Below are 17,849 nucleotides of genomic sequence, written 5' to 3'. Positions count from 1 at the left end.
GCGCATGCGCGGCCATCGTCCATTGAAGGCAACCCTGCGATGACCATCAAAACCGACAGCAGCGATTCCGCTTCCATCAAACCGATCTTGGCCGCATTGGCCAAGCGCGTGCCCAAGGCCAGGCTGGCCGAGGCGCAGGCGTTCGCCACCGCCTTCTACCGCCGCATGAGCGGCGACGAGTTCGCCCAGCACGCGGCCGATGGCTGGGCCGAACTGGCCGCGGACATGCTGGAATTCGCCCGCGCGCGCAAGCGCGGCAAGGCCAATGTCCGCCTGTTCAACCCGGCGATGAAGGAAGACGGCTGGGAATCGCCGCATACCGTGGTGCAGGTGGTCAACGACGACATGCCGTTCCTGGTCGATTCGGTGACCATGGCGCTGGCCGAGCAGGGCATCGGCGTGCACGTGCTGGGCCACCCGGTGATGTCGATCGCGCGCGACAAGGCCGGCAAGCTGACGGCGGTGGGCGAGGGCGCGCTGGAATCGTTCATCCACCTGGAGGTGGACCGCCAGCCGCAGGCGGCGATGGCGGCGATCAAGGCGGCCATCGACAAGGTGCTCGACGACGTGCGCTCGATCGTGGTCGACTGGGATCCGATGCACGCGAAGATGCTGGAAGTCGCGGACGGCCTGGCCGAACGCCGCATGCCGGTGTCGGAGGAAGGCAAGCGCGAGGCGCAGGAGTTCCTGCGCTGGGCGGCGAACGACCACTTCACCTTCCTCGGCTACCGCGAATACAAGGTGGTCAGGCAAGGCAAGGACGAAGTGCTCGCCGCCGACGAAGGCAGCGGCCTCGGCCTGCTGCGCGGCAAGGACGCAGGCAAGCCGCGGGCCTTGAAGTCGCTGGCGGCGCACTACATGCCGCAAAGCGGGTCGGTGGATGCGTTGATCCTGACCAAGACCAATGCGCGCGCCACCGTGCACCGCCCGGGCTACATGGACTACATCGGCGTGCTCAGCTTCGACAAGGCCGGCAAGCCGGTCGCCGAGCAGCGCTTCCTCGGGCTGTACACCTCCAGCGCCTACCACCGCCGCCCCTGGGACATCCCGCTGGTGCGCGAACGCCACGAATACGTGATGCGCCAGTCGGGGCTCAACCCGACCAGCCACAGCGGCAAGGCGCTGCGCCACATCCTGGAAACCCTGCCGCGCGACGAGCTGTTCCAGTCGAACGAAGAGGAGCTGTTCCGCACCGGCATGGGCATCCTCGGCCTGCAGGAACGCGTGCGCAGCAAGCTGTTCCTGCGCCGCGACCGCTACGGCCGCTACTTCTCGGCGCTGGTGTACGTGCCGCGCGACCGCATGAACACCCAGCTGCGCAACCGCATCGAGGACATGCTCAAGCAGGCGCTGAACGGCGAGCACGTCGACACCAATGTGCAGATCGGCGAATCGCCGCTGGCGCAGATGCACATGATCGTGCGTCCCAAGGCCGGCGATGCGGTCGAGGTCGACCAGGCCTCGCTGGAGGAAAAACTCGCCGAGATCGTCCGCGACTGGCGCGACGAACTGCGCGAGCAGCTGGTCGCGCGCCATGGCGAAGAAACCGGGCTGAAGCTGGCCAACCGCTTCGGCCGCGCGCTGCCGGCCGGCTACATCGAGGAAGTCAGCCCGGCGATCGCGGCGTCCGACGTCGACCACCTGGCCGCGCTCGCCGGCCCGGACGACCTGCGGCTGTCGCTGTACCGCTCGCGCCGCAAGGACGGCGGCCTGCGCTTCAAGCTGTACCGCCAGCTGGACGACATCCCGCTGTCCGATGCGCTGCCGATGATGGAGAACATGGGCCTGCGGGTGATCTCCGAGCATCCGTACAAGGTCGATGCCGCGGATGGCGTGTCCTACATCCAGGACTTCGAGGTGGAATCGCTGCAGGGCGAGCTCGACGTCGACGTGCTCGACGAGAATTTCGAGGAAGCCTTCGCCCGCCTGTGGCGCGGCGACGCCGAGAACGACGGCTTCAACCGCCTGATCCTGGCCGCCGGCATGTCGTGGAAGCAGGTCGCGATGCTGCGCAGCTACTGCAAGTACCTGCTGCAGGTCGGGGTGCCGTTCTCGCAGAGCTACGTGGAAGCCACGCTGGCGCGCTATCCGCTGCTGTCGCGGCTGCTGGTGGAACTGTTCGAGGCCCGCTTCGATCCCTGCACCGGCAAGGAAAGCGATGCCGAGATCAAGCGCGGCATGGGCCGTCTGGGCGCGCAGCTGAAGGCGCTCGCAGGCACCGACGAAGCCGCGCTGGCGGCGCTGCAGCCGGTGGTCGGCGCGCGCAGCGGCAAGCGCGAACAGCAGGTGGAAGCGACCCGCAACGCCCTGCTCGGCCTGATGGACCGCGTTTCCAGCCTGGACGAGGACCGCATCCTGCGCAGCTTCATCGGCGTGATCGACGCCACCCTGCGCACCAGTTACTACATCGACCGCAAGGACGGCCTGCGCAAGGACGGTGGCCCGGCCGACTACGTCAGCTACAAGCTCGACTCGTCGCGGGTGCCGGACCTGCCGAAGCCGCGCCCGTACCGCGAGATCTGGGTGTGCGGCCCGCGCGTGGAGGGCGTGCACCTGCGCTTCGGCCCGGTCGCGCGCGGCGGGTTGCGCTGGTCCGACCGCCGCGAGGACTTCCGCACCGAGGTGCTGGGCCTGGTCAAGGCGCAGATGGTGAAGAACACGGTGATCGTGCCGGTCGGTTCCAAGGGCGGCTTCTTCTGCAAGCAGCTGCCGGACCCGGCGGCAAACCGCGACGCCTGGTTCAACGAGGGCGTGGCCTGCTACAAGCGCTTCATCAATGGCCTGCTCGACATCACCGACAACCTGTCGCCCGACGGCAAGGTGCTGCCGCCGGCCGGCGTGGTCCGCCACGACGGCGACGACCCGTACCTGGTGGTCGCCGCCGACAAGGGCACCGCGACCTTCTCCGACATCGCCAACGGGATCGCCCAGGCGCACGGCTTCTGGCTGGACGATGCGTTCGCCTCCGGCGGTTCGGTCGGCTACGACCACAAGGGCATGGGCATCACCGCGCGCGGCGCCTGGGAATCGGTCAAGCGCCATTTCCGCGCGATGGGCCGCGACTCGCAGAAGCAGGACTTCACCTGCACCGGCATCGGCGACATGTCCGGCGACGTGTTCGGCAACGGCATGCTGCTGAGCAAGCACATCCGCCTGGTGGCCGCGTTCGACCACCGCCACATCTTCATCGACCCGAACCCGGATGCCGCCGCCACCTTCAAGGAGCGCGCGCGCATGTTCAAGCTGGCGCGCTCGAGCTGGGAGGACTACGACAAGGCGCTGATCAGCAAGGGCGGCGGCGTGTGGCCGCGCAGCGCGAAGTCGATCCCGCTGTCGGCGGAGGCGAAGGCCGCGCTCGGCATCGAAACCGATGCCGCCTCGATGAGCCCGATGGAACTGATGAGCGCCATCCTCAAGGCGCCGGTCGACCTGCTGTGGAACGGCGGCATCGGCACCTACGTGAAGTCCAGCCGCGAGAACAACGCCGACGTCGGCGACCGCGCCAACAACGGCCTGCGCGTCGACGGCAGCCAGCTGCGCTGCAAGGTGGTGGGCGAGGGCGGCAACCTCGGCCTGACCCAGCTCGGCCGGATCGAGGCGGCGCAGCACGGCGTGCTGCTCAACACCGACTTCATCGACAACTCGGCCGGCGTGGACACCTCCGACCACGAGGTGAACATCAAGATCCTGCTCAACGGCGAGGTGCAGAAGAAGAAGCTGAGCCTGCCCGAGCGCAACAAGCTGCTGGCGTCGATGACCAACGAGGTCGCCGACCTGGTGCTCAACGACAACTACCGGCAGAACCAGGCGATCAGCCTGATGGAGCGGATGAGCGTGTCGCGGCTGGGCTCCAAGCAGCACTTCATCCGCACGCTGGAAGCGCAGGGCCTGCTCGACCGGCAGATCGAATACCTGCCCTCCGACGCCGAGATCGCCGAGCGCAAGGCGCGCGGCCTGGGGCTGACCCGCCCGGAACTGGCGGTGCTGCTGTCGTACTCCAAGCTGGTCGCGTTCCAGCAGCTGCTGGATTCCGACGTGCCGGAAGACCCGTACCTGAGCAAGGAGCTGGAGCGCTACTTCCCGCAGCCGCTGCAGGCGAAGTACGCCAAGGCGATGCAGCAGCACCGGCTGAAGCGCGAAATCATCGCCACCGCGGTGACCAACTCGACCATCAACCGGATGGGCGCGACCTTCCTGCTGCGCATGCAGGAAGACAGCGGGCGCAGCCCGGGCGAGGTCGCCAAGGCCTTCACCATCACCCGCGAGACCCTGGATGCGCGCGAGCTGTGGGCGAAGATCGACGCGCTCGACGGCAAGGTCGCCGAGTCGGTGCAGATCGACGCGCTGCAGGTGATCTGGAACCTGCAGAGGACGTTCACGCGCTGGCTGCTGTCGCGCGCCGGCGACATCCCGGACATCGCCACCGCGGTGGCGCGCTACCACGACGGCTTCCGCGACATCCGCGCCGGCGAAGGCATCCTGCCGTCCGCGCAACGCCCGGCCTACGAGGCCAGCCTGCGCAACTGGCGCGCGCATGGCGTGCCGCAGGAACTGGCGGCCCAGCTCGCGGCGCTGCCGTACCTGGAGCCGTGCGCGGACATCATCGAGGTCGCGCGCGAGCGCAAGCTGAAGCCGGTGGACGTGGCCAAGGTGCACTTCCGCATCGGCGATGCGCTCAACCTGCCGTGGTTGCAGGAACAGATCGACGCCTTGCCGGTGGAAGGCCGTTGGCATGCGGTGGCGCGCGGCGTGCTGCGCGAAGAACTGGCCACCCAGCAGCGTGCGCTGGTGCAGCAGGTGCTGGCGCGGCCCGGCGCCAATGCCGACGCCAAGGTCAAGAGCTGGCTGGAGCGCGACGACGCCGCGCTGCGGTTCACCCTGTCGATGCTCAACGAGCTCGCCGCGCAGAAGACGCTCGACTACCCGACCGCCTCGGTCGCGGTGCAGCGCCTCGCGCAGTTGGCCTCGCGCAGCTGATGCGGATCGCTCCTTTCCGCGAGGGAAAGGAGCAACGGGTTCGGGGTATGCTCAGGCCATGAGCATGCCCCGACTCGCATTGCTGGCCAGTCCCACTGACGACGCGCAGGCCGCGCTGCAGGCGTTGACCGCCATCCACGGCTCCCACGCGCCGCAGGAGGCCGACGTGCTGGTCGCGCTGGGCGGCGACGGCTTCATGCTGCAGACCCTGCATCGGCACGGCGCGCTCGGCAAGCCGGTGTACGGGATGAAGCTGGGCACGGTCGGCTTCCTGATGAACCATCACCGCGGCGACGACCTGCAGCAGCGGATCGCGACCGCCGAGCCCGCCGTGCTGCATCCGCTGGAAATGCTGGCGCAGACCGAATCCGGCGCGACCGTCGGCTCGCTGGCCTACAACGAGGTCTCCTTGCTGCGCCAGACCAGGCAGGCCGCGCACGTCGGCATCGAACTCAACGGCCAGCTGCGGCTGGACGAACTGATCTGCGACGGGGTGATGGTCGCCACCCCGGCCGGCAGCACCGCCTACAACTTCTCCGCCAGCGGCCCGATCCTGCCGCTAGGCGCGAACGTGATGGCGCTGACCCCGATCGCGCCGTTCCGCCCGCGGCGCTGGCGCGGTGCGGTGCTGAAGTCCGGTACCGAAGTGCGCTTCCGCGTGCTCGACCCGCACAAGCGCCCGGTCAGCGCCACCGCCGACTCGCACGAGGTGCGCGACGTCACCGAGGTGCTGGTGCGCGAACAGCGCGAACGCAGCGTGACCCTGCTGTTCGATCCCGAGCACAACCTCGAGGAGCGCATCCTCGCCGAGCAGTTCACCTCCTGAACTGGCCCCTCAGTCGGGCCGTTTCGCCGGGCGGCCAGAGGATGCCTCCGGATGGACCATCAGGACCGGCCAGGCGATGTCGCTGAGGTAGACCGCCTCGACCTGGATGGCGCCAACGCCCGGTTTCCACCCGCGGTTGTTCACGAAATGGATGTCGCAGGCCTGCGCATGCCGCGCCGCGGGGCAGAGCAGGCCGCGCGGATGATCGCCATCCTCGTCGCTTTCCCCGTGGCGCAGGGCCAGGGGCGCGGGTTCGCGTCGCCCCTTGCGGGTCGCGGCGGCGGCGTTGCGCACATGCCCCAGGCCAAACCGGCGGCAAGCCCGACCAGGCTGGCGCAACCCGCGAGGAACAGGCACAGCGCCCGCGGGGATTGTTCCTCCACCGGGGCGGCAGCGGCGAATCCGCCGATGGCGAGCACGCTGCAGGCGGGCGCCGCACGCGATTCGCCGATCATGCGCAGCTCGTCGACCTGTTCCTGCCGGGACATCGGGGCGGGCTTCATGGCGCCGATGCCCGCACAGCCGCATGTCGCGGATATTGCGACCGGGATCGCGGACAATGCGGCCATGCCCGAGCCCGTCGCCACCCTGACCGTCGCGATCACCGCGCGCGCGTTGTTCCACCTCGAGGACAGCCACGGCCTGTTCGAGGCCAAGGGCGTCAAGGCGTATGCCGACTACCAGCGCGCGCGCGAGGACGACCTGCTGGACCCCGGCATCGCCTTCCCGCTGGTGCGCAAGCTGCTGGCCTTGAACGCGACCGCCCCGGCGCAGGCGCCGCGCGTCGAGGTCATCCTGCTGTCGCGCAATTCGTCCGACACCGGCCTGCGCATCTTCAACTCGATCCAGCATTTCGGCCTCGACATCCGCCGCGCCACCTTCACCTCGGGCGCGCCGGTGTGGCCCTACATCAAGCCGTTCGGCACCCAGCTGTTCCTGTCGGCGAACCCGGAATCGGTGCGGCGGGCGCTGGAAGCGGGGATCGCCGCCGCCACCATCCTGCCGGCCAAGGCCAGCGAATCGGAGCACGACCAGTTGCGCATCGCATTCGACGGCGACGCGGTGATCTTCGGCGACGAAAGCGAACGCGTCTCGCGCGAGCACGGGGTGGAGGCGTTCGGCCGCCATGAGCGCGAGCGCGCCCGCGAGCCCTTGTCCGGCGGGCCGTTCCGCGGCTTCCTGTCCGCCCTGCACGACCTCCAGGCCGCGTTCCCGGCCGGCGACGGCGCGCCGATCCGCACCGCGCTGGTGACCGCGCGCTCCGCGCCGGCGCACGAACGCGTGATCCGCACCCTGCGCGAATGGGAGGTGCGCCTGGACGAGGCGCTGTTCCTCGGCGGCCGCGACAAGGGCCCGTTCCTGGAAGCCTTCGGCGCCGACATCTTCTTCGACGATTCGCCGCACAACATCGATTCGGCGCGCCGCCATGTCGCCGCCGGACATGTGCCGCACGGTGTCGCCAACGATTGAGCCGCAGCCTGCGCGGCGGGTTGTCCGCGGCGGATGCGCTCGCCGCCTGCCGGCCTTGCACCCGCGGCGCGGCAAGCGCCGCGCTAGTCGGGAAGCCGGATGCCGGTCAGCTTCCAGGTCATCCCGCTGCGGCTGAATTCGAACACGACGGGCTTGCCTTCGTCGTTCTGCACGGTCGCGGTGAACAAGGACAGCGACTCGTAGCCGGTCTTCGCATCCTTCAGCGGATCGGCCGCACGCACCTTGCCGTCGGCGTCCTTCTCGCCCGCGATCCGGCGGGCCAGCGCGCTCCCGTGCAGCAGGGTGGCGACGCCGACCGGGGACACCATCGCATCGATCGCAGGTTCCGAAATCAGGGCGGTGACGCCGCCGATCGCTTCCGCGGTCTGCCCGTGCCCGACGCGGTCGACGATGCCCTCCGCGATCCGCGCCTGGACCTGCGGCGCGATGCTTTCCCGCAACCTTGCGAAATCGACGAAGCGCCACAGTTCGCCATATGCGCCGGCGGCGATCACGTTGCGGATGCCGTTGATCGCCAGCCACGGGCCGGCGGCGACGAAGGCCAGCAGCGCCAGCAGCACGACCGCCAGGCTGGCCAGCAGCCATTTCGCTTTCCTGTTCATCCGGACACCTGCAACGGGGGTGCGTGCATCCTGCGCAAACCACGGCGGCCGGGCAAGCCCGGTCGTCGTCGCCTTGGCGCCGTCGCTCGGGACCGCGCGGCGCGCAGGCGATGCCCGTGGCGCCGGCGCCGGCCGTTGCGTTCCGCTTGCCGCATTCCATGCGCTGCGTCATCGCCGCCGGAAAAATGCCGCCAGGACCGGCCGCACTGGCCGGGATCCATCCATGCCGCAACCAGTGTTGCGCAGGCGGGCGCAGCGTGGCGGCCTCGTTTCCCGCGTCGACGGCGAGGCCGCGCACGGGATCTTGCGTAGCCATCTCGCGCCTACGCCTGCGGCCGGCGGTATTGCCGGCTCAGCGCAAGCCGGCGTCGATGCGGTCCGCCCAGGCGAGCAAGCGATCGAGCAGCACCTGCTTGTCGCCAGCGCCGGCATGGACTGGCCGCAGCTGCGCGATCTCATCGCGCAACCGGGCAAAGGTGCATTCGGACAGGCCGCTGTCGATGTCCAACCGCTCGCGGCGATACGCGTTCCAGCGTTCGCGTTCGGCCGGCAACAGGCTGTCCGGCCAGTTGCGCGCGCGATAGCGGAACAGCAGTTCCGGCAGGCGTTCGTCGCGGAAGGCGTACTGCGCCTTCGCCAGCAGGTGCGGCGGCGTGCCGCGCACCTGCGCGAACAGGCGCTTGTCGCCATCGCCGATGAAGCCGTCGTACAAGGCCGCATCGACGTCCACGCTGTCGGCCGGGCGTTCGCGGGCGAACACGCGGCGCACCTTTTCGGCAATCGCCGGGCCGGCGGCACGGACGCGCGCCGCGCGGCGCTGGACGGCGTCGGGATCGATGCCGAGCCAGGCGAAATCCGCCTCGCGCAGGTGCTCCCAGGCGACCAGCGCCGGGCATTTGTTGGTATGCACTTCCTTCAGCGGCACCCGCGCTTCGCCTTCCGGCAGGTCGGCCTGTCGGATGTACAGGCGTTCGGCGATGGCGTCGGCATCGAGGTCGAGCAGGGCGTCCGGTTCGCTGTCGAGGTCGAGCACGATCACCCGCGCATCGATCTGCGGATGCCGCGCCAGCGGGATCACCGGCGCGGCGCACAGGCGCGAGGCGGGATAGCGCTGCGACACATGCAGCAGCGGGGTCATGTCGGTGGTGTCGAGCAGCGACGCGGCATAGCGCTTGTTGCGCAGGCGCAGCGCGTAGTCCCACAGCCGCGGCTGGTGCTGGCGGAACAGGCGGGCGATGCCGATGGTCGCGCGCACGTCGCTCAAGGCTTCGTGCGCGTCGCCGATGCGCAGGCCGTTGTCCTCGGCGAGGTGTTCAAGCTTGAAGCTGGTGCCGCCGCCGTCCTCGCGCTGCCGCCAGGCGATGCCTTCGGGGCGCAGCGCATGCATCAGCCGCAACGCATCCAGCACGTCCCAGCGCGAATTGCCGGCTTTCCATTCGCGTTCGTAGGCATCGTGGAAGTTGCGGTACAGGCCGTAACGGACGAATTCGTCGTCGAAGCGGATCGAGTTGTAGCCGGCGCTGCAGGTCTCCGGTCGCGCCATCTCCTCGACGATGCGGGCGAACGCGGCGGCTTCGTTGACGCCATCGCGCAGTGCGTCCTGCGGGGCGATCCCGGTGATCAGGGTGGCGACGGGCGAGGGCAGCAGGTCGTCGGCCGGCTGCACGAAGAACGAGATCGGCGCGTCGATTTCGTTCAAGGCCTCGTCGGTGCGGATCGCCGCGAACTGGGCGATGCGGCTGCGGCGCGGGTCGGCGCCGAAGGTCTCGAGGTCGTAGAACAGGAAGCTGGCGCTCACGCCGGCGCGTCTGCCAGCGGGGCGAGTTTCGCCAGCACGGCGGCATCGACCGCGGCCCAATCGACGGCCTCCAGCGATGCGAGCCCGCGCGTGGCATCGACCAGGATCTCGCGCTGGATCTCGCTGCGATGCAAGGCGACCGAATACGGGATGCGCATGAAGCTGACCATCGCGTAATGCGGCACGAAACGGCCCGGATGGCGTTCCTGCAGCGCCAGTTCCAGTGCGCGCTGCAACAGGAAAGCGGCATCGTTGACCTTGTCGCGCATCTCGATGTAGTTCTCCAGCGCCATCTGCTGGATCGCTTCCGCGTCCGGCTTGCGCTGGGCTTCGAACGCGGCGAAGGCATCGGCGAGCGACGCGTTCGCGGCGAGGTGGTCGGCCAGCGCCACGCAGTCCTCGAACGCACAGTTCATGCCCTGGCCGTGGAACGGCACCATCGCGTGGGCCGCATCGCCGACCAGCACCGCGCGGCCATCAAGATGCCAGCGGTCGAGGTACAGCGTGCCGAGCGTGCCGACCGGGTTCGCCTCGTAGTCGTGGCGCAAGGCGGGGATCAACGGCAACGTGTCCGGGAAATCGCGTTCGAACAGCGCCTGCGCGTCGTCGGCGTCCTGCACCTGCTCGAAGCACGGGTAATCGCCCTTGTGCGGCATGAACAGGGTGACGGTGAAGGTGCGCTCGTCGTTGGGCAGGGCGATGCACATGTAATGGCCACGCGGCCAGATGTGCAGCGCGTTCGGCTCGATGCGGAAATCGCCGTTGGCGGCCGGCGGGATCTCCAGCTCCTTGTAGCCGTGGTCCAGCCAGTCGGTGCGCTCGTTGAGCGGCAGCACCTTGCCGATCTGCCCGCGCAGGGTCGAACCCGCGCCATCCGCACCGACCAGTGCGCGGAAAGGACGCACCACCTCGATCTCGTGGTGGCGGAACGCGGCCAGCCCCGCATCGAAATCGACGCGCTCCAGGCCGTGGTCGAAATGCAGGCGCGCGCCATGCGATTCGGCGATGTCGAGCAGGACGATATTGAGCTCGCCGCGGCTGATCGACCAGATCACCTCGGAATCGTCGCGGCCGTAGCGCTGCAGGCCGGGCTCGCCGTGCAACGGATGCACGTAGCGGCCGCGCATCATCACCGCCTGCTTCATCACCTCGCCGTCGGCGCCGGCCTGGCGCAGGGCATGCAGGCCGCGTTCGGCCAGCGCGAGGTTGATCGAACGGCCGCCGGCATAGCCGTGCACGCGCGGATCGCCGCGGCGTTCGTACACGTCGACCGCCCAACCGCGCTGGGCGAGCAGGGTGGCGAGTAGGGCGCCGGCTAGGCCGCCGCCGATGATGGTCAGCTCGCGCGCATCAGCTTGCATCGCGCCACTCCCGCACGGTGTTGGCGAAGCGCAGCACGTCGGCATGGGTGTTGTAGAGCGGCACCGGCGAGATGCGGATCACGTCGGGTTCGCGCCAGTCGCCGAGCACACCACGCGAGGCGAGGAACTCGAACAATTCGCGCCCGCGCTCGCGCCCGCCGATCACGCGGATGGAGAGTTGGCAGCCGCGCTGCGCAACATCGCGCGGGGTCACGACCTGCAGCACGTCGCGCAGGTCGGCATCGATCAATTGTTCGAGGTAACCGGTCAGCGACTCGGACTTGGCGCGCAGCGCCGGCATCGTCGCGCGGTCGTATTGATCGAGCGAGGCGCGCAGCGGCGCAAGCCCGAGGATCGGCGGATTGCTCAGCTGCCAGCCATCGGCGCCGGGCGTGGGATCGAACTGCGGCCCCATCTTGAAGCGCACGTCCTGGTTGTTGCCCCACCAGCCGGCGAAGCGCGGGCGCTGGGTGCGCGCATGGCGCTCGTGCACGAAGCAGCCTGCCACCGCACCGGGGCCTGAGTTCATGTATTTGTAGTGGCACCACACGGCGAAATCGGCGCCGCTGTCGTGCAGCTGCAGCGGCAGGTTGCCGACCGCATGGGCGAGGTCGAAACCGACGATGGCGCCCGCCGCATGGCCAAGCCGCGCGATTTCCTTCAGGTCGAAGGCCTGGCCGGTGCGGTATTGCACGCCGGGCCACAGGATCAATGCCAATCGCTTGGCGTTCTCGTTGATCGCGCGTTCGATCGCCTGCATCGAGAACGTGCCGTCGGGTTGATCCGGTTCGACTTCGATCAGGGTGTGCTGCGGCGGCAGGCCACGGTATTTCAGTTGTGATTCCACCGCGTAGCGATCCGACGGGAAGCTGCCGGCCTCGACCAGGATCGCGGTGCGCTCGATGGTCGGCTGGTAGAAGCTGACCAGCATCAGGTGCAGGTTGGCGGTCAGCGAATTCATCGCCACCACTTCGGACGGCTGCGCGCCGACCACGCGCGCCAGCGGGTCGCGCACCAGCTCGTGGTAGGGCATCCATTGCGCACTGCCGGTGAAGTGGCCTTCCACCGCTTCGGTCGCCCACTTGTCCAGCACTTCCTCGACATGCGCGCGCGCGCCCTTCGGCTGCAGGCCCAGCGAGTTGCCGACGAAGTAGGCCTGCGGCTTGCCGCCGTGCTGCGGGATGAAGAATTCGTCGCGGAAGGCGCGCAACGGATCGGCGGCATCGCGCGATTGCGCGTAGGCGTCGGTGAAGAGTTCGGTCATGCGAACCTCGATGCGGGCAGGCCGAGCCATTCCAGCGCGGTGCCGTGGTAGATGCGGGCGCGTTGCGCCTCGTCCAGCGCGAGGCGTTCGATGCCTTCGCCCGGCACCTGTTCGCCGAGCGGGAAGGGATAGTCGGTGCCGAGCATCACCCGCTCGCTGCCGCAGGCCTCGAGCAGGTAGCGCAGCGCCGCGTCGTCGGCGACCCAGGAATCGAAATACAGCCGCTTCAGGTATTCGCGCGGGTTGCGGAAATTGTCGGTGGCGACCAGGTCGGGCCGCATGTTGAAGCCGTGCTCGATGCGGCCGATGGTGTACGGGAAGCTGCCGCCGCCATGCGCCATGCACACGCGCAATTTCGGCAACCGCTCCAGCACGCCGCCGAACACCAGGCAGCAGGCCGCGCGCGACTGTTCCGCCGGCATGCCCACCAGCCACGGCAGCCAGTACTTGGGCATGGTGTCGGTGCCCATCATGTCCCACGGATGCACCAGGATCGCAGCGCCGAGGTCGCTGGCGGCCTGGAAGAACTCGAACAGTTCCGGCGCGTCCAGGTTCCAGTGTGCGTCGTTCGGGCCGTTGATGTGCGAACCGATCTGCACGCCCTGCAGGCCGAGTTCGTCCATGCAGCGCTCGAGTTCGCGAATGGCGAGCTGCGGGCTCTGCAGGGGCACCGTGCCGATGCCGGCGTAGTGGCGCGGGTAGTCGCGGCAGGTCCGTGCCATGTGGTCGTTGAGCGCGCGATGCAGTTCCAGCGCGTGGTGCGGCTTGGCCCATTCGCTGAACATCACCGGCACCGTGGAGAGCACCTGCACCTGCACGCCGAAGCCGGCGTAGTCGTCGATGCGGATCTGCGGGTCCCAGGTCTTCGGCCAGATCTCGCGGAAGAACTTGCCGTCCTTGTAGATGCGGTGGCGGCCATCGTCGCCGTGGTGGATCACCGGGAAGCGGGAATCGCCGTATTTCGCGGCGAGGTCGGGCCAGTCGCGCGGCAGGTAATGGGCGTGGGTATCGATCTTCAACATCAGGTGATGTCCGCCTGCGTGCCCTGCATCTCGTAGCGCTGCGGCCGCGGGTTCAGCGTGCCGCATTGCGTGCAGGTGCGCAGCGCATCGTCGCGGTAGAACCGCTCGAACACGCGGAAGAAGTCCTGCTCGATGTCGACCAGGTGGAAGGATTCCTCGTACAGCTTGTGGTTGCAGCTCACGCAGAACCACATCAGCGCGTCGTCCTCGTGGGCCAGGCGCTTGCGCTCGATCACCAGGCCGACGCTGCCCGGCATCCGCTGCGGCGAATGCGGTACGCGCGGCGGCAGGTAGAACATGTCGCCGGCGCGGATCGGGATGTCGCGGGCCGCACCGTCCTCCTGGATGCGCAGGACCATCTCGCCTTCCAGTTGGTAGAACCACTCCGGGCCGTCCTCGCAGTGGTAGTCCGTGCGTGCGTTCGGCCCGCCTACGATCATCACGATGTACTGGTCGTCCACGATGCACTTGTTGCCGACCGGCGGCTTCAGCAGGTGGCGGTGTTCGTCGATCCAGGCCTGCAGGTTGATCGGTCCGGGCAGGGGCATGGGCTTACTCCTTCAGCTGCGCGACGCACTTCAGTTCGATCGCAATCGGCGTGGGCAGGGCGGTGATGCCCAGCGTGGTGCGGCAGGGCGCGGCGGCGGCATCGGGGAAATGCTCGGCCCACACCGCGTTGTAGGCCTTGAAGTCGCGGGCCATGTCGGTGAGGTAGACGGTCACGTCGACCAGGTCGTCCCAGCGTGCGCCGCTGGCGTCGAGCACCGCGCGCACGTTGGCGAACACCGCGCGCGCCTGCGCTTCGATGTCGTACTTGCGCACGCGGCCGTCGGCGAAGTATTCGTTGCCGGCAATCGCATTCGTCTGCGGATCGCGCGGACCGATGCCGGACAGGTACAGCGTGTTGCCGACGCGGCGCGCGTGCGGGTAGCTGCCGACGGCTTTCGGCGCGTTGCCGGCATGGATGGCGTCGGACATCAGCGGTCCTCGCGGTCGCTGCGGATGGCCTCGAGTGCCGCCGCATATTGCGGTTCGAGTTGTTCCGGCGCGGCGACGTTCAGCGCGAGGTCGTGCACCCGGCCATCGCGAAGGGTATAGACCCAGCCATGCACCACCAGCTTCTGTCCGCGCATCCAGGCATCGCGCACGATGGTGGTCTGGCAGACGTTCACCACCTGCTCCAGTGCATTGAGCTCGCACAGGCGGTCGTGCTGCAGTTCCGGATCGCCCATGGCGTCGAGCACCGCCTGGTGCTTGGCGGCCACGTCGCCGACATGCCGGATCCAGTTGTCGGCAAGGCCGACGCGGCTGCCGTGCAGCGCCGCATGCACGCCGCCGCAGCCGTAGTGGCCGACCACGAGGATGTGCTCCACCTTGAGCACGTCGACGGCGAACTGGATCACCGACAGGCAATTGAGATCGGTGTGCACCACGACATTGGCGATGTTGCGATGGACGAAGACTTCGCCCGGCGCGAGGTCCACCACCTGGTTCGCCGGCACCCGCGAATCCGAGCAGCCGATCCACAGGTATTTCGGCGCCTGCTGCTTCGACAGCCGTTCGAAGAAGCCCGGGTCCTCGCGCGAGACGCGTTCGGCCCAGTCGCGGTTGTTGCGTAGCAGCGTCTCCAGGGTGGGCATCAGAGTGCGATTCCTATGTTGCGGGGTTCGGTGAAGAAACGCATCGCTTCGAATCCACCCTCGCGGCCGAGGCCGGAGGCGCCGCTGCCGCCGAACGGCGTGCGCAGGTCGCGCATCAACCAGGTGTTGATCCAGACCATGCCGACGCGCAAGCCGGCGGCAAGACGATGCGCGCGCGAGAGATCGTTGGTGAAGAGGGATGCCGACAAACCGTACTCGCCGGCATTGGCGAGTTGCAGCGCGTCTTGATCGGAATCGAAGGCCTGCAACGTCACCACGGGGCCGAAGATTTCCTCGCGATTGGTGGCGCATTCGGGACCGAGGCCGTCGATCACCGTCGGCGCGATGAACCAGCCGGGGCGATCGATGGCGGTACCGCCGCACAGCACGCGGCCGCCTTCGTCGCGGGCGCGCCGGATGCAGGCCAGCACCTTGTCGAACTGCGCCTGCGAGACCAAGGGGCCGAGCTGGGTGCCGGCATCCAGCGGAGCGCCGATACGCAGCGCCTGCACGCGCGCGACGAAGGCATCGCGGAACTCGTCGTAAATGCCGCGTTCGATCAGCAGCCGCGAGCCGCACAGGCAGATCTGCCCGCTGTTCTGGAACGCGCTGCGGACGAGGGTATCGAGATGCTTGCGCCAGTCGCTGTCGGCGAACACCAGCGTCGCGTTCTTTCCGCCAAGTTCCAGCGAAGTCTTCTTCAGCATCGGCCCGGTGATGCCGGCGATGCGGCGGCCCACCGCGCTGCTGCCGGTGAAACTGATCGCCTTGGTGGAAGGGTGTTGCACGATGGCTTCGCCCACCTTCGGGCCGAGGCCATTGACCACATTGAGCACGCCGGCCGGAAACCCGATCTCCGCCGCCAATGCGGCCAACATCGTCGCCGTGCGCGGCGTGACCTCGGAGGGCTTGGCGACCACGGTATTGCCCGCCGCCAGCGCCGGCGCGATCTTCCAGGTGAACAGGTACAGCGGCAGGTTCCACGGGCTGATGCAGCCGACCACGCCCAGCGGCAAGCGCAGCGTGTAGTTCAGCCCGGCTTCGCCGTGGTGCGATTCGCTGGCGAACTGGGTGGCCGCATGGGCGAAGAAGCGCAGGTTGCTGATCGCGCGCGGGATCTCGATGTCGCGGGCCAGCGCCAGCGGCTTGCCGCCGTCGATCGCTTCGGTGCGGGCGAAGTCCTCGATGCGCGCTTCCAGCGCATCGGCCAACCGCTCCATCCACTGCGCACGTGCGCTGTTCGGCAACGCGGACCATGCGGGGAAGGCGGCCTGTGCCGCGGCGACCGCGGCATCGACATCGCGCGCATCGCCATCGGCGACCTGCGAGGCGACTTCGCGCGTGGCGGGGTCGAACACGTCCAGCCATTGCCCGGTGGCGGGCATCGCCGGCTTGCCATCGATCCAGTGCGGGTCGCGTTGCATCCCGCTAGTTTAGAGCGAAAGCTCCGCGCTGCCGATCAGATCGACTGCATGCGGCCGCCATCCACCGCGAGCGACTGGCCGTTGACGTAGGCGGCGGCCTGCGTGCACAGGAAGGCGATGACGCCGCCGATCTCGCCGGCCTCGGCGAAACGGCCGGCCGGCACGCTGGCCAGCATCGCCTTGGCGATCTCGTCCTGCGGCTTGCCGCTGGCCGCGCTGCGATCCGTCAGGATCTGGTCCAGCCGCTGGGTGCGGGTGTAGCCGGGCAGCACGTTGTTGACGGTGATGCCGTCGCCGCCGAGTTCGCGCGACAGGGTCTTGGCCCAGCTCGCCACCGCGCCGCGGATGGTGTTGGACACGCCGAGATTGGGGATCGGCTCGTACACCGAGGTCGAGATCACGTTGACGATGCGGCCCCAGTGCGCGACGCGCATGCCCGGCAGCACCGCCTGCAGCAGGGTCTGGTTGGCGACGAGGTGCTTGTTGAAGGCGTCAAGGTAGGCCTCGATGCCGGCCGCATGCGCGGCACCGCCCGGCGGGCCGCCGGTGTTGTTGATCAGGATCTGCACGGGCTTGCCGGCGGCCAGCGCCGCCACGTCTTTGCCCAGTGCCTGCATCTGCGACACGTCTGCGACGAGATAACCGTGCTTTTGCGTGCCATTCGCCGACAGTGCGGCCAGCGTCTCGCGCAGGGCCTCTTCGCGACGGGCGAGCAGGGTGATATCCGCGCCAAGCAACGCCAGTTCGATGGCAGTAGCTCGGCCGATGCCTTCGGAGCCACCACAGACCAGCGCGTGTTTGCCGCCGAGGTCGAGGTTCATCAGGCGCGCCTTCCAAGTTGCTGCACCATCAATCCGCGCAATGCGTCGTCGTGCCGTGCGGACGGCGGCGATACCTCGCCCAGCGAGAACCCGCGCTCCAGCGCATCGTCCTCGTCCAGGCCGTCGAATTCGACGAATTCCGCATCCATCAGCGCCGCGCGGGCGGTGTCCATGCTGTCGTAGGGCAGGGTGGTGCCGTCGCTGTCGAAGACCTCGGCGGTGCCGGCCTCGCGTTCGCGCAGGCGGGCCCAGACGATGGTGCGGCCGAGGGTGGCCAGCCACCAGCTGTCGTTGTTCGCGTCGTTCATGACAATGCCTTCCCGATGACCCACAACACGCCACCCATCGCAATGCCGCCCAGGATCACCAACAGTGAAATACGCGACGGCGTGGCCAGGCCCGACAGGTTGCGGTCCGGGGTGGCGCGGTAGTCGCCGCGCAGCAACCACCACAGCGCACGCGGTTTCAGGAACGCGCCTTCGCCCAGCTGCGCGGTGATCTGCGGATGGCGGTCGCGGATATGCACCAGGCACAGCGGCCAGAAGATCACGAACGCGGTCGCGCCGGCGATGGCAATCGCGAACGCGAGCAGGGCGAAGAACAGGACGAGATCCGGATCCACC

The 17,849-nt window shown here is 68.5% G+C and carries 16 protein-coding genes; 3 read left to right on the top strand and 13 right to left on the bottom strand.

Going from position 1 to position 17,849, the window contains the following annotated elements; translation table 11 throughout:
• Positions 1–39 precede the first annotated feature (39 nt).
• Positions 40–4,977, top strand: a complete 4,938-nt coding sequence (locus FHQ07_RS01305; RefSeq protein WP_240703523.1) for an NAD-glutamate dehydrogenase — start codon at positions 40–42, stop codon at positions 4,975–4,977.
• 58 nt (positions 4,978–5,035) lie between these two features.
• On the top strand, positions 5,036–5,803 hold the full coding sequence (locus tag FHQ07_RS01300; RefSeq protein ID WP_139714979.1) for an NAD kinase: 768 nt from the start codon (positions 5,036–5,038) through the stop codon (positions 5,801–5,803).
• Positions 5,804–5,812: 9 nt separating this feature from the next.
• Here the strand turns inward: FHQ07_RS01300 and FHQ07_RS01295 are convergent, their stop codons facing one another.
• Positions 5,813–6,097 (bottom strand): hypothetical protein, encoded by a 285-nt coding sequence (locus tag FHQ07_RS01295; RefSeq protein WP_139714978.1) that lies wholly within the window; start codon positions 6,095–6,097, stop codon positions 5,813–5,815.
• A gap of 273 nt (positions 6,098–6,370) precedes the next feature.
• Here FHQ07_RS01295 and FHQ07_RS01290 point away from each other — a divergent pair, with 273 nt between their 5' ends.
• Positions 6,371–7,273: a 5'-nucleotidase gene (locus tag FHQ07_RS01290; RefSeq protein WP_139714977.1), complete on the top strand. Its 903-nt coding sequence runs from the start codon at positions 6,371–6,373 to the stop codon at positions 7,271–7,273.
• An 83-nt stretch (positions 7,274–7,356) separates the two neighbouring features.
• On the opposite strand, the gene FHQ07_RS01285 is transcribed toward FHQ07_RS01290, so the two are convergent.
• From FHQ07_RS01285 to FHQ07_RS01230, 12 genes are all read right to left on the bottom strand, one after another.
• Positions 7,357–7,896 carry a DUF2939 domain-containing protein gene (locus FHQ07_RS01285; protein ID WP_139714976.1) on the bottom strand — a complete coding sequence of 180 codons (540 nt, stop codon included), beginning with the start codon at positions 7,894–7,896 and terminating at the stop codon, positions 7,357–7,359.
• Between the two features lie 352 nt (positions 7,897–8,248).
• Entirely contained in the window at positions 8,249–9,694 is a 1,446-nt protein-coding gene (gene sbcB / locus FHQ07_RS01280; protein WP_139714975.1) for an exodeoxyribonuclease I, read from the bottom strand.
• Entirely contained in the window at positions 9,691–11,055 is a 1,365-nt protein-coding gene (locus tag FHQ07_RS01275) for an FAD-dependent oxidoreductase (RefSeq protein WP_139714974.1), read from the bottom strand. Before FHQ07_RS01275 ends, sbcB begins: the two co-directional genes overlap by 4 nt.
• A complete protein-coding gene (gene kynU, locus FHQ07_RS01270) occupies positions 11,045–12,319 on the bottom strand; it encodes a kynureninase (protein WP_139714973.1) in 1,275 nt (424 codons plus the stop codon). The genes FHQ07_RS01275 and kynU overlap by 11 nt, the downstream gene beginning before the upstream one ends.
• Entirely contained in the window at positions 12,316–13,341 is a 1,026-nt protein-coding gene (locus tag FHQ07_RS01265) for an amidohydrolase family protein (RefSeq protein ID WP_139714972.1), read from the bottom strand. The genes kynU and FHQ07_RS01265 overlap by 4 nt, the downstream gene beginning before the upstream one ends.
• Positions 13,341–13,889, bottom strand: a complete 549-nt coding sequence (locus FHQ07_RS01260) for a 3-hydroxyanthranilate 3,4-dioxygenase (RefSeq protein WP_139714971.1) — start codon at positions 13,887–13,889, stop codon at positions 13,341–13,343. The genes FHQ07_RS01265 and FHQ07_RS01260 overlap by 1 nt, the downstream gene beginning before the upstream one ends.
• 4 nt (positions 13,890–13,893) lie before the next feature.
• Positions 13,894–14,319, bottom strand: a complete 426-nt coding sequence (locus FHQ07_RS01255) for a RidA family protein (protein ID WP_206202328.1) — start codon at positions 14,317–14,319, stop codon at positions 13,894–13,896.
• Positions 14,319–14,981 carry a carbonate dehydratase gene (gene can / locus FHQ07_RS01250; RefSeq protein WP_139714969.1) on the bottom strand — a complete coding sequence of 221 codons (663 nt, stop codon included), beginning with the start codon at positions 14,979–14,981 and terminating at the stop codon, positions 14,319–14,321. The genes FHQ07_RS01255 and can overlap by 1 nt, the downstream gene beginning before the upstream one ends.
• Positions 14,981–16,405 (bottom strand): aldehyde dehydrogenase, encoded by a 1,425-nt coding sequence (locus FHQ07_RS01245; protein ID WP_139714966.1) that lies wholly within the window; start codon positions 16,403–16,405, stop codon positions 14,981–14,983. The genes can and FHQ07_RS01245 overlap by 1 nt, the downstream gene beginning before the upstream one ends.
• A 35-nt stretch (positions 16,406–16,440) precedes the next feature.
• Positions 16,441–17,226 (bottom strand): SDR family oxidoreductase, encoded by a 786-nt coding sequence (locus FHQ07_RS01240; protein WP_139714964.1) that lies wholly within the window; start codon positions 17,224–17,226, stop codon positions 16,441–16,443.
• Complete coding sequence (locus FHQ07_RS01235; protein ID WP_139714962.1) at positions 17,226–17,534, bottom strand: hypothetical protein; 309 nt, start codon at positions 17,532–17,534, stop codon at positions 17,226–17,228. The genes FHQ07_RS01240 and FHQ07_RS01235 overlap by 1 nt, the downstream gene beginning before the upstream one ends.
• Positions 17,531–17,848, bottom strand: coding sequence for a hypothetical protein (locus FHQ07_RS01230; protein WP_139714960.1), 318 nt, complete (start codon positions 17,846–17,848; stop codon positions 17,531–17,533). The genes FHQ07_RS01235 and FHQ07_RS01230 overlap by 4 nt, the downstream gene beginning before the upstream one ends.
• Between the last annotated feature and the right edge of the window lies 1 nt (position 17,849).

The organism is Thermomonas aquatica, from assembly GCF_006337105.1.
GTDB classification, from domain to species: domain Bacteria; phylum Pseudomonadota; class Gammaproteobacteria; order Xanthomonadales; family Xanthomonadaceae; genus Thermomonas; species Thermomonas aquatica.
The sequence above is the reverse complement of the archived record's forward strand: the minus strand, read 5'-3'. Positions and strand labels throughout refer to the sequence as shown.